Genomic DNA, 14,447 nt, shown 5'->3' on the forward strand with positions numbered 1-14,447 from the left:
ACCTGATAATCTCAGATTGGGCATGGGGCATTGGGCATGGGGCATTGGGCATTAGTTATTTCTTTTTGTCTCCCTAATTCCAAGTCCCCAGCCCCTACTCCCTCGATGAAAACTGATATAGAAAGGGTGAATTTATGCGAATTCTGATTATGGGTGGTACTCGGTTCATTGGTGTTTATTTGACTCAATTACTGGTGGAACAAGGACATGAGGTGGTGCTGTTCAATCGTGGGAATCGGCCAGCACCTTCTTTAGAGGGAGTAGGACAAATTATAGGCGATCGCACAGATGCTACTCAATTAAAAGCAAAGTTATCACAAGAAAACTTTGATGTCATTTTTGACAATAACGGGCGGGAACTTACTGATACTCAACCACTAGCAGAAATTTTTAAAGACCGAGTGCAACATTTTGTGTATATGAGTTCTGCGGGGGTTTATCTCAAATCTGACCAACTGCCCCACATAGAAGGTGATGCTGTAGATCCCAAAAGTCGCCATAAGGGTAAACATGAAACTGAAGCTTATTTGACTCAATTGGGATTGCCCTTTACTTCTATTCGTCCTACTTATATTTACGGGCCCCGTAATTATAATGAGTTGGAAGGCTGGTTTTTTGACAGAATTGTGCGCGATCGCCCCATTCCTATCCCCGGAAATGGCTTGCATATCACGCAGCTAGGTCATGTAAAAGACTTGGCACAAGCAATGACTCAGGTTTTGGGCAATAAACAAGCCGTAGGGCAGATTTATAATATCTCAGGCGATCGCTTTGTCACTTTTGATGGTTTAGCCCGTGCTAGTGCTGTAGCGGCTGGCAAATCGCCCGATGCTGTAAAAATCGTCCATTACGACCCGAAAAAGTTTGATTTCGGCAAACGCAAAGCTTTTCCGATGCGCGTGCAGCATTTCTTCGCTTCGGTGAATAAAGCGCAAACAGAATTAAACTGGCATCCTGAATATGATTTAATTTCTGGTTTACAAGACTCTTTGGAAAATGACTATTTGGCTAATGCAAAAGACAAAGCTGAAGTAGATTTCTCTGTAGATGGGGAGATTTTACAAGCTGTCTGAGTCAACTTAGAGCCTGGCGAATAGAATTCGCGGCTACACAGGCAAAGTCCGCCTCCGCGGACTAAGGTCAAATTAAGGGTTTGGAAACCCACTTCCGTGGGTTTTGTTTATGTAGACGCGGTTTCTAACCGCCCGTTTTGCGTTAAGTTGACTGATGCGATCGCATTTTCATAACTCATCAGGGTTAACGCCTAACTCGCGCAGTTGTGCTGCTAATCTGTTAGCACGTTGACTTTCTCGTTCTAGCGGCGTGGGAAGCCAGTTCCCGGATGCATCATACCAACGTAGCCACAATCTCTCAATTCCTTGGTAAGAACCTTGCCAAAGTCCTAAGCCCAGTTCCAAACCCGGCATCCACAGTCGTGGGGTACTCACGTCCAATTCGCTGTAACTATCTGCAACTAATTGGAATGCTTGGAGTTTGTTAGTGTAGCGGTCAAACACAATGTAGTAAGGAACTCGCAAAATCCGCTCATAAACTTCCCATTTGGTCGGCGGTTGGTTAATCTCGCGGAGAGTTTGTCCTAAGTCTTCTTTTTCAGTGCCAGGAGAAAGCAATTCTATCACTACAAAAGGAGCAACCCCTTCTTGCCAGATAACATAACTCAGACGCAAGTTTTGCTGTTCGTAGAGACGCGAAACTCCCACAGCAGCAAACCAGTCTGGGCGTTTGTACCACAGTGTATGCCGCAGGTCATAGTAAAGGTTTAAGTCACTGGCAACAAATACTTCCTCTGCTGGATAGTTAGGTGGACAGAAGGTTTCGCGCAGAAGTTGGGGCTGAAAAAGGTGAAATTCGTCAGGCAAACCAGAGTCCTCCGGGTATTCACTGGGAAGATCATACATGGTTGGTAGGACTTCTTTGGGAGAGAGAGGCGGGTCTGTTTGGTACATAAAGGGAATGTTGACCGACTAATTTTAAGTTAACGGATCGCAGTAAAGGTTGAGTCAAAATCAAAAATATTTTCTTCTACCTGGGGAAGACGCGATAAATTGCGTCTTTAGTCTTTACTGAAACAGGAATGAAAATTTTCTTTATTAGTCAGGCAAATATTTTTTAAAATTGCCTGAAGTCCACTGAAACTAGTTTCTGTAAATACTATTGTTGGTTGATAAAATGAGCCAGGTTTTGCAATATCCACTCCACAATGTACTAGAGTCTCGTGCCCGCTTGGGTGAAGGGCCCATCTGGGATTCTACCCAAAACCTACTGTACTGGATCGATATTTACAACCATCGTGTACATCAGTTCAATCCGGCTACGGGGAAAGACTTGTTTTTTAATGTGGGAGATGTCGTAGGTGCGATCGCAACAGCAGGTAAAGATAGATTAATTATGGCGATGCGTCGTCATCTGGCATTCCTCAATACCAAAACAGGTGAAGTTACTCCTATTTTGGAGATTGAAAAAAATCTGCCCAATAACCGTCTCAATGATGGCAAATGTGATCCTCAAGGTCGCTTTTGGATTGGTTCAATGTGTTCTTTAGAAAAACCACAGGCTAGCCTCTATCGCTACGATCGTGACGGTTCATTGCATGTGATGGAAACAGGATTGACTATCTCTAATGGTCTGGGGTGGAGTCCCGATCAAAAAACGTTTTACTTGAGTGATTCTCCTCAACAAAAAATATATGCTTACGACTTTGATTCAGTAACAGGTAGCATTACTAATCGCCGAATTTTTATTGATTTAACTCATGAATCTTTCTACCCAGATGGGTTAACGATAGATAGTCAAGGAAATATTTGGTCAGCTATGTGGGATGGCTGGTGTGTGATTCATTTCAACTCTAAGGGTGAAGAGATATTGCGGATAAAACTACCTGTTCCACTCGTAACGAGTTGCACCTTTGGCGGCGAAGATTTGCAAACACTCTACATCACCACTGGCTCAGTTGGACTCAGCCAAGGGGAGATTGATAAAAGTTTCTACTCAGGTGATTTGTTTGCTCTCCAAACTGATGTTACTGGATTACCTAGCTATGATTTTTGAAGATTACACAAACTGAAAGGAAACATTTGCAGTCAAAGGCTTTGGTAGTGGTTTTCCTTGTGCTTGGTAATCTTCAATCAAAAGTTCCAGCACTTCCTCACCATTATTGAGAGCATCTGCGTAGGTATCTCCATGAGTGTGTGCATAGGGGCCAAACTCAGGTAGGTTGACAACGTACTTTTTATCTTCATTAGACCACTGAATTAGAATACTATATTGTGGTTTCATTAGTGCTAGCTTTTTGCGGCAAAAGATAAATACCCCCAGAGATTAAAGTAAAGGCTACAGAAACCCAAAAGGCAATTAGAGAGGGAGTTTGCCATACTTCAGGTAGGGGTGCAATCAGAAGTGCGATCGCAACTATTTGACTAACAGTTTTGAGTTTACCCCAAATGTTCGCCCCGGTAATTGTCGTTTGATTCACTCGCCAACCAGCGATCGCTAATTCCCGCGCTAAAATCAAAAACACTCCCCAAGCTGGCACTTTTCCTAGTTCAATTAACACCATTAACGGCGCAAGTACCAAAAATTTATCTACTAAGGGGTCAAGAAATTTACCCAATTCACTAACTTGGTTGAGTTTCCGCGCCAAATAGCCATCTAACCAATCAGTTAACGCAGCGACGATAAAAATCGCCAAACATATCCATCTAGCTTGTGCTGTGGGGTTGTACAAGCCATAAAGCAGAAATGGTACACCCAGAAGGCGAGAGAAAGTAATCCAGTTGGGTAAAGTCACGTCGCTTCGCTCCGAATTAAAAATTAAAAATTAATAATCTCCATAAATAAATTTAGTTGCCCTGCTATCAGGAAGAGGCAGAGGGGAGAAACTTACTACAACTTCTCTTTGTCTCCCCACTTTCCCCCTAAGCGTGGGAAAATCTGTTTTCTGAAGCTCTTTTAAAAGAATACTATGACTGAACACACAGAATTCCGCATCGAACACGATTCGATGGGCGATCGCCAAATTGCTAGTAGCGTTTATTACGGCATTCAAACTTTACGAGCTATCGAAAACTTCCCCATTAGCGGTATCAAGCCTTTGCCTACTTACGTAGATGCTGGATTGATAATTAAAAAAGCTACAGCAATTGTGAATGGCGAACTAAATTGCATTCCCCAAGATATTAGTCAGGCAATTGTCCAAGCAACTGATGAAATCTTAGCTGGAAAATTCCGCGATCAATTTGTTGTGGATGTTTATCAGGCGGGTGCTGGAACATCCCACCACATGAATATCAACGAAGTTTTGGCAAATCGCGCCTTGGAAATTCTTGGTGAAGAAAAAGGCAATTACAAACGTGTTAGTCCTAATGATCACGTTAATTATGGACAGTCTACCAATGATGTGATCCCTACGGCAATTCGGATTGGTGGTTTATTGGCATTATCCAAGACATTACACCCAGCAATAGATCGTGCGATCGCATCCTTAGAAAACAAAGCTGTAGAATTTCAAGATATCGTCAAATCTGGCAGAACCCACTTACAAGATGCTGTACCCGTGCGTTTGGGTGAAAATTTTCGGGCTTGGGCACACATTCTTACAGAACACCAAAACCGGATTTACACCGCCTCTGGAGATTTGATGGTATTGGGTTTGGGAGGTAGTGCAGCCGGAACCGGTTTAAATACTCATCCCTTATATCGCGCCCGTGTGGTGGAAGTTCTTTCAGAATTGATTGATACTCCTTTAGAACCTGCGCCCCATCTCATGGCAGCTATGCAGAGTATGGCTCCATTTGTAAATGTTTCCGGTGCTTTACGCAACTTAGCCCAGGATTTAGCCAAAATATCTCATGATTTACGGCTGATGGATTCGGGACCAAAAACTGGTTTGAAAGAAATTCAACTCCCCCCAGTGCAACCTGGTTCCTCGATTATGCCAGGGAAATATAATCCAGTGATGGCAGAGATGACATCAATGGTGTGTTTTCAGGTGATGGGTTACGACAGTGCGATCGCATTAGCCGCACAAGCCGGACAATTAGAATTAAATGTGATGATGCCGCTAATTGCTTATAACCTAATTCACAGTATCGAAATTCTCGGCAATACCATCGCTGTCCTTACAGAACGTTGCATTGAGGGAATTACTGCCAACCAGGAACGTTGTTTAGCTTATGCAGAAGGTAGTTTAGCCTTAGTAACCGCACTAAATACCCACATCGGTTATTTAAATGCCGCAGCTGTCGCCAAAGAATCTTTAGAAACTGGTAAATCTTTACGGCAGATTGTTTTAGAACGCGGATTGATGAATGAGGCAGAATTAGCCACAGTGCTAAATCTAGAACAGATGAGTGGTATTTTACCTCTCAAGGTGGAATAGCTACGATGTACACACAAGTTGAATTACCCCCCTTAATCCCCCCTTGGAAAGGGTGGAAAAAGATATCTAGTTCCCTCCCCAATACATCGGGGAGGGTTAGGGTGGGGTAATTTAAGGACTGGTAGTGATTCGATAACTTGTGTGTACACCGTAGCCTTTGTAAGGGGAGGTGCCGCAGGCGGTGGGGTTCTTTCTATGCGTCTTCATAAAGAATTGGTATAACGCACCGAAAATTTAGGATGGTGTTTGTCTTGAAAAATAGCTGAGTGATTTAATTTGGCGGATCAAAACGATTTACTACTGTAGCCCACAAAATCATTGGTGAACCAACTGCTAAACAAAATAACCACTGCTGCAAGTTTAATGGTGCTGTTTCAAAAACTTCATTAATTAATGGCACATGAGCAAAAATAATTTGCAAAATAATTGCCCCTAAAATCCCAAAGCCAATAGCAGGAATATCAACGTTTTCTTTAATTGTGCCGTCCATCTTGGCAATCAAATTCGGGATTAATTGACTAATACTCAATAAATAGAATATCCGTCCCGCAATGAGAGCGTTAATCGCCATTGTTCTCGCTAAATCGATATTACCCGTAGTTTGGCGGATATATTCAAATACTCCAAATATCACAATCCAATTAAATAGAGAAATTGCTAAAATTCGTTGTAAACGACTCCCTGAAATTAATGGTTCATTAGGATGACGGGGCGCTTGTTGCATGATGTTTTGCGCCTTTGGCTCAAAGGCTAAAGGCACTGTCATAGTAATGGAATTGAGCATATTTAGCCACAGAACTTGTAAAGATAAAATTGGTAAATCTCTGGCTAATAATGTGCTAATTAAAATTGTCATTGATTCACCACCATTGACAGGCAAAATAAAGCAAATTGCCTTGAGCAGGTTTTTATAAACCGCCCGTCCTTCTTCTATAGCAGCTTCAATGGAGGCAAAATTATCATCGGTAAGCAGCATATCTGCGGCTTCTTTGGCAACTTCAGTACCAGCACCACCCATCGCAATCCCAATATCTGCTTGTTTTAAGGCTGGTGCATCGTTGACACCATCTCCTGTCATGGCAACGATTTCACCTTTTGATTGCAAAGCTTCGACTAAACGTAGCTTTTGTTCTGGGGCGACACGGGCAAAGACTACACCTTCTTGGGCAACTTCGGCAAGTTCTGTTTTATCCATTTTTGCTAGTTCTGCACCTGTGAAAGCCAGAACTGAGCCATTTTTGTTAATACCCATACGATAAGCGATCGCCTGCGCTGTGATAGCATGATCGCCAGTGATCATTTTGACCTCAATTCCCGCTTCCTGACAGGCTTGGACTGCTTTAATGGCACTCTCACGCGGCGGATCAATCATTCCCTGCAAGCCGATGAAAATTAACCCGGTATCAATATCTGGATGATCTAGGGTATTTTGCCCATCGGGTACTAGTTTTTTCGCTAAAGCTAATACCCGCAAGCCTTGCCGTGCCATAATATTGACTTCTCGCTCGATGCTGCTTTGCCGTAATGTTTCTACACAATCTAATGGGCGGGGTTGTCCATCAGTGTTCAACATCAGAGTGCAACGCTGAATAATTGCCTCAACTGAACCCTTGACATAAATAGTCTTACCTTGGGATGTGGCGTGCAAAGTCGCCATGTATTGAAAGTCTGATTCAAAGGGAATTGCATCCACCTTTAGCATTTCCTTAAGTAAGGTAGGCTGACTAAAACCTGCTTTATTTGCTGATGCAATTAATGCCCCTTCTGTAGGATCTCCCATTACTACCCACCTACCATTTTTCTTTTCTAAATGGGAATCGTTACACAATAAGCCTGCGATTAAACATTGTTGCAAACCTTTATGCCTGTTGAGGTTCACGGGTTTGTCATCTATGAGGATTTCGCCTTCCGGTGTGTAACCGATACCAGTGAGAGTATATTGATATCCCCCCGCATAAATTGCCTGTACTGTCATCTGGTTTTCTGTCAAAGTCCCAGTTTTATCAGAGCAAATAACAGTTGCACTTCCCAAGGTTTCAACGGCTGGTAATTTGCGGATAATGGCGTTGCGTCGTGCCATCCGAGAAACACCTATGGCTAGGGTGACTGTCACGACTGCTGGTAATCCTTCAGGAATCGCACTGACTGTTAAAGCGACTGCTGCTTCTAAAGCTTCTTCAAAACCTCGAAAGCTTAATCCCACCACAAAGCAGAGGGCTGCTAACCCTAACACCATATACAGCCAATTCTGGCTGAATTTATTGAATTTTCTAGTTAAGGGAGTAGAAATATCTGTGTGCTGCTCCATTAACTGAGAAATTCGCCCTGTTTCTGTGGCGTTCCCTGTGGCAACTACAACACCAGTACCTTGCCCAAAGGTAACGAAGCCACCCGCATAAGCCATATTTTTGCGCTCGGCTAGAGCAATATCTGGCTTTAAAATTTGAGTATTCTTTTCTACTGCTAGAGATTCACCAGTCAGAGCAGATTCATCTATTTGTAAATTTTTAACCTTAATTAACCGTAAATCTGCTGGGACTTTATCACCAGAAGTTAGCAAGACAATATCTCCAGGTACTAACTCACCAGAAGCAATGCGTAATTTTTGACCATCCCGGATGATGGTTGCTTCGGTGGTAATTGCTTTGGCGAGGGCTGCGATCGCACTTTCGGCTTTCGATTCTTGAATAAATCCAATGATGGCGTTGGTGGTAGTCACTCCCCAAATAACACCAGCATTCACCAAGCTGCCAGTTAGCGCCTTTACTAAACCCGCACACAACAAAATAATCAGCAGTGGTTGGTTAAATTGCAGTAAAAATTTTAACCACCAAGCTTTGCTTTTCTTGCCTGTGAGTTCGTTTGCTCCCACTTCAGACAATAAATGTTTGGCTACTACACTACTCAAACCATTCTCAGTATCACTATGCAAGCGAGCGATCGTTTCAGAAATTTCCAAAGTATGCCAAACGGTGGATTGCTTTTCTTGGGGTGCGATGGTGGATGCTGCCTGTACCATATTTATTTCTTAAATCTAGTGTTGAATAAAATTTAGCACTAAAGATAAGTGCTAAATGCAAACAAGCACTAATAAAAATTGACTATTATCATCATTACTTTCAATGCTTGCTCAGTAGTCATGGAAGTGAGTATGCTTGCCCTTAAGTGGGGATTAAAACCAAGGGCAAAAACTAAGTGAATTTGGATTTGTCTACTCCTTTACAATTGGTTGGGCGATCGCTAGAATTTCAGCGAATTGTCGAAGTACTAGCCCAAGATGGAGACTTGCTGATTACTGGCGTACCTGGTAGTGGGCGACGAACTTTAGTGCGAGGGGCTGCTCAAGAAGTTGGTGCGATCGTCTTGGAGATAGACTGCATCCGCGCGACAGATGGAGAGCGATTTATCCTCCTGCTAACAGAGACAATTAGCCAAAACTGGGAAGCAGCACAAATTCAAGACTGGGTAAGCAACTTTGGCAAAGAGTTTTTTGTCTTTCATCCAGAAGGTAAACTTAAGTCGTTGCGTTCCCTGAACCAAAAGCAGTTATGGCAAGCATTTGAAATTTTGCTCAATTTGCTCCAAATTATGGCTATTGGTTTAAATAAGCGGGTAGTGCTGATTTTGCAAGGTTTTCCGCACATTCGCTCTTGGGATCGTAATGGTTTGTGGGAAGCCACATTCAGACGAGAAATCAATGTACAAACTCATGTCAGCTACGTCTTAATAGCAACCATAGCTGAGATCAGCCATCATCCAGATGAGACAAACTATCCGCTAGAAACTATACAGTTAGCCCCCTTAGCTAATGACGTTTTGGCATTGTGGGCGAGGGAGATATTGCATATACAAGGAATGAAATTTGATTCTCGCTCTCAAGCACTACAATTATTTTTAGATGCTGTCCAAGGACACATTGGCGACGCAATGGCAATAATTCGCCGCCTACAAACTTTTTCTTATCCTGATGGGTTAATTAGTGAAGCAGCAGTGCAGCAGGCAATAGAAGGATTACTCAAAGACTTGTCTTTAGTTTTTGAATCTTTACTAATGTTATTGCCAGCCAATCAGGTGCATCTTTTAGAATCTTTGGCTTTAGATCCTACAGATAAACCACAAAGTAAAGAATATATTCAAAAACATGGTCTTTCAAGAGGTGGTAGCCTTCAGGGATCGCTGACTGGATTACAGAACAAAGGTTTAATTTATAGTGCTGAACAGGGTTATCAACTAGCATTACCTTTATTGGCCTTGTGGTTGCGGCAGAGGTTAAGCTAGTACGCGAGATTTTAGAGAATTGGTATAAATAGGAAGATAGAAGAATATCTTTATTACTGGTAATTTGTTATCCATGCAGACTCAAAAATCATCTGTCAGTCTCATTCGGGCTACATCTTACGAACGAGAGGCTTTACGAGAATCCTTAGTTACACTGCTGGAACCTTTTGGGGGAATAGCGGCGTTTGTGAAAAAAGGCGATCGCGTTTTACTAAAACCTAATCTACTTACAGGCTCGCGTCCTGGTAAAGAGTGTATCACCCGTGCCGAACTAGTTTATGAAGTTGCCCAGATGGTAATTGAGGTTGGTGGTAAGCCATTTTTGGGCGATAGTCCTGCTTTTGGCAGTGCGAAGGGCGTAGCAGTGGCAAATGGCTATCTGCCTATTTTAGAAGAACTCAATCTTCCCATCATCGATTTTCATGGTCAGCGTTACCAAACTGTCAGTGATAATTTTAACCATCTGCGACTGTCAAAAGAAGCAATGGAAGCAGACGTAGTGATTAACCTACCTAAAGTAAAATCTCATGCCCAGTTGACATTAACACTGGGCGTAAAAAATCTGTTTGGTTGCGTCCCCGGTAAAATGAAAGCTTGGTGGCACATGGAAGCTGGAAAAGACGCCAATAGATTTGGTGAAATGTTAGTAGAAACTGCTAGGGCTATTAATCCTAACTTAACCATATTAGATGGCATTATCGGTCATGAAGGTAATGGCCCTAGCAACGGTAAACCTCGCCAACTGGGTATTTTAGCAGCTGCATCAGATATATTTGCCTTAGATCGGGCAATGGTAGAAATCCTCAATGTTCCTCCCGAACAAGTACCCACAGTTGCAGCTTCCCAAAGGCTAGGAGTTTGTCCAGAACTAGCTGCCATAGAGTTTCCGCATTTAAATCCTGACTTATTAAAAATAGAAGATTGGCAGCTACCAGACAAGTTGATGCCCATTGATTTTGGTATGCCCCGCGTCATTAAGTCTACGTTTAAGCATCTTTACACCCGATTTATCAAGGAACCAATGAGTGTTTACGGAAGAGAGTAGGAAGATAAGGAGACAAAGGGAATAATCCATACCCAATCCTCAATCTAATGCAAACTTCGTTACAGCAATTTCATTTATTAGCAGAGTAATCTGTAATTACCCTCCGATTGCTTAACCAGACCGCCCTATCATAATTTAGTGGCGGTTTTTTTAGCTAACTAATTTTTTATACCGATTCTGGTTTTAGATTTTGATTTATACAAAAAATTATTGTAATAGGAATTTTAGCTTTAATAGTAATTTTCTCTTTTCTCTAACTATCTTGTTGATAGAAAAATCCGCTTGGGTTAAGTGCTAATTGTACAAAATCGTGGGTTTTCGAGACGCGATAAATCGCAGTCTCTACAAGTGTTTTGATATTAGCTGAACTGTATTGGTTTATAGAAAATACTGCGAGTAGAGACGCGATTTATTACATCTCTACTCAACCTTTTCTAATGAAATGCAATATCACTGGGTAATAGACAATACCCAATCACGAAAAAGTGGGTTTACGCTATCGGGTATTTCATCATGAGGACAATGACCTGCTGTTAAGAAATGTTCTGTGAGTTCAGGACAATATTGGCGAAACTTTTGAGAACGTTCTCTAGCATTCATCCAAGGATCAGCTTCTCCCCATAACATCAATAAAGAACAAGTTAATTGCTTTAACAGCACATCAACTTTTTCCCCTTGAGGACTACTAAAAACTGAAACAAACACATCCAACGCACCCGAATCAAAAGCAGGGCGAGCAATTTCTTCTATCAATTGGTCTGTAACTGCACTTTTATCAAGATATACCTTTTCTAAAGTTTGGCGAATTACCCAACGTTGTCGCACGTATTGAAATAACACAAACTGAGCTAAAGGTTGTTGAAACATCCATTTAACCGAGTCACCCAGTAATTTTTGTAAAGAAGAAGGTTGTTTGGGAGGCTGAATTTGGGTTTGTAAAGCTTCAGGTTCAGATGTGGGCTGGCTTTCGCTAAAAGGCCCGGCACTATTGAGCAAAACTAAACCAGCCGCACTGTCAGGACGTTGTGCTGCAACACACAAGCAAGCATAACCACCAAGGGAATTACCGGCTAATACTGCTTTTTGACCAATCACTTCACTGATAAAATCATGAAGTTGATCGCGCCACAAATCGCCACTGTACTGCAATTTTGGTTTTGCCGATCGCCCGAATCCCAAAAGATCGATCGCAAATACTTCAAAATCTTGGCACAATCCTGTGATATTCTTGCGCCAGTGGTCTGTGGAAGCACCAAATCCATGTACCAAAAGCAAGGGCGGACGTTGCAGTTGTTTCTCTCCCGCACGCACGTAGTAAACGTTGTGCCCGCGCCACTGCCAATATTTACCAGGAATTGGAATTGTAGAGGGGGCTGTAGTTGCCTGCATGATTCAAAGAAATGTTAAGTAGCTTTTAATAATTGTAGGCTAGGTGAGGGAAATGGGGATTGGGGATTGGGGATTGGGGACTGGGGATTGGGGATTGGGGACAAGGAGTATGAATTATGACAAATGACAAATGACAAATGACCAATGACCAATGACAAATAACAAATGACTAAAGAAATTACAGGTAAAACTAAAATATTAGGAGTGATTGGATATCCGGTGGAACATTCGTTGTCACCATTGATGCATAATGCTGCAATCGCACAATTAGGATTAGATTACATTTATCTGCCTTTTCCGATCGAACCACAAAATTTAGAAGTTGCGATCGCAGGTTTTGCTGCTGTTGGGGTTATCGGCTTTAGTGTGACAATACCTCACAAACAAGCGATCATACCGCTACTCTCAGAAATTACCCCCCTGGCTCAAACTATCGGAGCAGTAAATACTGTTAGCCGCCAAAATAACAAATGGGTGGGTACAAATACGGATATAGAAGGATTTATCGCCCCTTTGCAGACAACATATAAACAGGATTGGAGTCAGAAAGTAGCGGTAATTTTGGGCAATGGTGGTGCAGCAAGAGCAGTTGTAGCAGGTTGTACCCAGCTAGGTTTTGCCCAAATTCATGTTGTTGGGCGCAATATGCAAAGATTACAGGAATTTCGCAATAGTTGGAGTAATTCACCCCTAGCTGAGAAATTCCAGGTTCATCAATGGGAGGAATTGCCAAAGCTAATTCCCCAAGCAAATCTGCTGGTCAATACAACTCCTATAGGTATGTATCCCAAAGTTGATCAGTCGCCTTTGAGTGTAGAAGAAATGGCGAATTTACCAACGGGTGCGATCGCTTACGATTTGATATATATTCCTAATCCGACGCAATTTCTAGAACAGGCTCAAAAACAAGGCGCAATTGCGATCAATGGTTTAGAAATGCTAGTCCAACAAGGGGTAGCAGCATTAAAAATCTGGTTGCAGCAGGAAACTGTGCCTGTGGAAGTGATGCGCCAAGCGTTACAAAATCATCTGGGTTTGGGGAAGTGATGAAACTTAATTACCCCCCTTGGAAAGGGGGGAACTGGAATCAAAGTCCCCCTTTTTAAGGGGGATTTAGGGGGATCTAAAACTTTTGATACCGCCAAGAGAAATTTGCAAACATCCTCTAAGATAGTTTCAAAAATCGCATTTTTTATTTTAAACTTTTAATTGCTTATGTCTCGCTCTAAAGCTTTACAGTATTACATTGTTTCTCGGTTGCTTCTTGCGCCACTTCAGCTATTAACTATCATTACCATTGTATTTCTCTTACTAAGAGCAACACCAGGAGATCCAGCAGATGCAATTCTTGGTGGACGTGCGCCAGAAGCAGCTAAAGAAGAATTGCGAAAACAACTCGGTTTAAACCTTCCTTTGTGGCTACAGTACCTCAATTATTTGGGAAGCATACTGCGTTTTGATTTGGGAACTTCTTTAATGAGTCGCGGACAGAATGTTTGGGACATAATTGGGCAATATTTCCCGGCGACGGTGGAGTTAGCAGTATCTAGTATGGCGGTTGCACTCATCGTCGGAATTGCAGTTGGGACTCTTTCGGCTTCTCGTCCTGGGACATATTTTGATGTCGGTGGGCGCTTATTTGGGATCATCACCTACGCACTCCCGATGTTTTGGGCGGGAATGCTTTTGCAGTTGATTTTCTCAGTCCAACTGGGTTGGTTTCCTAATTCCAATCGCTTTCCGCCCAATCTTCCAGCGCCGACTCCTGTAACTGGGTTGTATACAATTGATAGCTTACTCGGTGGAAACTTTACCCAGTTTTTCACATCCTTGCACCATCTGGCTCTACCGAGTCTCACGCTAGGAATTTTGCTCAGTGGGATTTTTGAGCGAATTGTGCGAGTGAATTTAAAGCAAACTTTGCAAGCCGATTATGTAGAAGCGGCTAGAGCCAGAGGGATTGGTGAAAATAAGATTTTAGCCTCCCACGCTTTAAAAAATGCGCTCATTCCAGTGATTACAGTCTTGGGATTAACCTTTGCATCTCTGTTGGGTGGGGCGATTTTGACAGAGGTAACATTTTCTTGGCCTGGGTTAGCAAATCGATTGTATCAAGCGATCGCAGATCGTGATTATCCCATAGTTCAGGGAGTACTAGTATTTTTTGGTGCGATCGTTGTCAGTGCCAGCATTTTAATTGATATTTTAAATGCTTATGTAGATCCGCGAATTCGATATTAGCCAAGAGTTATTCACTGTTTATAATTTTCTTGTGGGGTGGGACGAAAAGCCACTGGTGTCAACTTAACGCGAAACCGCACGTCCGCCAGGGATTGT

General features: G+C 42.4%; 12 protein-coding genes. 7 read left to right on the forward strand and 5 right to left on the reverse strand.

Features of this window, described 5'->3' with window-relative positions; genetic code table 11:
• Positions 1-134: 134 nt before the first annotated feature.
• Positions 135-1,073, forward strand: a complete 939-nt coding sequence (locus tag RRG12_RS05890) for an NAD-dependent epimerase/dehydratase family protein (protein ID WP_420758662.1) — start codon at positions 135-137, stop codon at positions 1,071-1,073.
• Positions 1,074-1,241: 168 nt separating this feature from the next.
• Here RRG12_RS05890 and RRG12_RS05895 read toward each other — a convergent pair whose 3' ends face one another.
• On the reverse strand, positions 1,242-1,967 hold the full coding sequence (locus RRG12_RS05895) for a Uma2 family endonuclease (RefSeq protein WP_069073906.1): 726 nt from the start codon (positions 1,965-1,967) through the stop codon (positions 1,242-1,244).
• Between the two features lie 223 nt (positions 1,968-2,190).
• Between RRG12_RS05895 and RRG12_RS05900 the strand changes: the two genes are divergently transcribed.
• Positions 2,191-3,069 (forward strand): SMP-30/gluconolactonase/LRE family protein, encoded by an 879-nt coding sequence (locus RRG12_RS05900; protein WP_420758663.1) that lies wholly within the window; start codon positions 2,191-2,193, stop codon positions 3,067-3,069.
• 3 nt (positions 3,070-3,072) lie between these two features.
• Here RRG12_RS05900 and RRG12_RS05905 read toward each other — a convergent pair whose 3' ends face one another.
• Positions 3,073-3,297, reverse strand: a complete 225-nt coding sequence (locus RRG12_RS05905; protein WP_420758664.1) for a type II toxin-antitoxin system HicB family antitoxin — start codon at positions 3,295-3,297, stop codon at positions 3,073-3,075.
• Positions 3,281-3,808 (reverse strand): CDP-diacylglycerol--glycerol-3-phosphate 3-phosphatidyltransferase, encoded by a 528-nt coding sequence (pgsA, locus tag RRG12_RS05910; RefSeq protein WP_069073904.1) that lies wholly within the window; start codon positions 3,806-3,808, stop codon positions 3,281-3,283. Before pgsA ends, RRG12_RS05905 begins: the two co-directional genes overlap by 17 nt.
• Positions 3,809-3,982: 174 nt before the next feature.
• Between pgsA and RRG12_RS05915 the strand changes: the two genes are divergently transcribed.
• A complete protein-coding gene (locus RRG12_RS05915; RefSeq protein ID WP_420758665.1) occupies positions 3,983-5,398 on the forward strand; it encodes an aspartate ammonia-lyase in 1,416 nt (471 codons plus the stop codon).
• Between the two features lie 271 nt (positions 5,399-5,669).
• On the opposite strand, the gene RRG12_RS05920 is transcribed toward RRG12_RS05915, so the two are convergent.
• Positions 5,670-8,417, reverse strand: coding sequence for an HAD-IC family P-type ATPase (locus RRG12_RS05920; RefSeq protein ID WP_420758666.1), 2,748 nt, complete (start codon positions 8,415-8,417; stop codon positions 5,670-5,672).
• A gap of 176 nt (positions 8,418-8,593) precedes the next feature.
• On the opposite strand from RRG12_RS05920, the gene RRG12_RS05925 reads away from it, so the two are divergent.
• Positions 8,594-9,676, forward strand: a complete 1,083-nt coding sequence (locus RRG12_RS05925; RefSeq protein WP_420758667.1) for an ATP-binding protein — start codon at positions 8,594-8,596, stop codon at positions 9,674-9,676.
• A 73-nt stretch (positions 9,677-9,749) separates the two neighbouring features.
• Positions 9,750-10,721, forward strand: a complete 972-nt coding sequence (locus RRG12_RS05930) for a DUF362 domain-containing protein (RefSeq protein ID WP_420758668.1) — start codon at positions 9,750-9,752, stop codon at positions 10,719-10,721.
• Between the two features lie 450 nt (positions 10,722-11,171).
• Here the strand turns inward: RRG12_RS05930 and RRG12_RS05935 are convergent, their stop codons facing one another.
• Complete coding sequence (locus RRG12_RS05935; protein ID WP_069068545.1) at positions 11,172-12,110, reverse strand: alpha/beta fold hydrolase; 939 nt, start codon at positions 12,108-12,110, stop codon at positions 11,172-11,174.
• Positions 12,111-12,275: 165 nt separating this feature from the next.
• On the opposite strand from RRG12_RS05935, the gene RRG12_RS05940 reads away from it, so the two are divergent.
• Together RRG12_RS05940 and RRG12_RS05945 are read left to right on the forward strand one after the other, a co-directional pair.
• Positions 12,276-13,157 (forward strand): shikimate dehydrogenase, encoded by an 882-nt coding sequence (locus RRG12_RS05940; protein WP_420758669.1) that lies wholly within the window; start codon positions 12,276-12,278, stop codon positions 13,155-13,157.
• A 168-nt stretch (positions 13,158-13,325) separates the two neighbouring features.
• Positions 13,326-14,351, forward strand: coding sequence for an ABC transporter permease (locus RRG12_RS05945; RefSeq protein WP_069068543.1), 1,026 nt, complete (start codon positions 13,326-13,328; stop codon positions 14,349-14,351).
• Positions 14,352-14,447: the final 96 nt, after the last annotated feature.

The organism is Nostoc sp. CALU 546, from assembly GCF_048836525.1.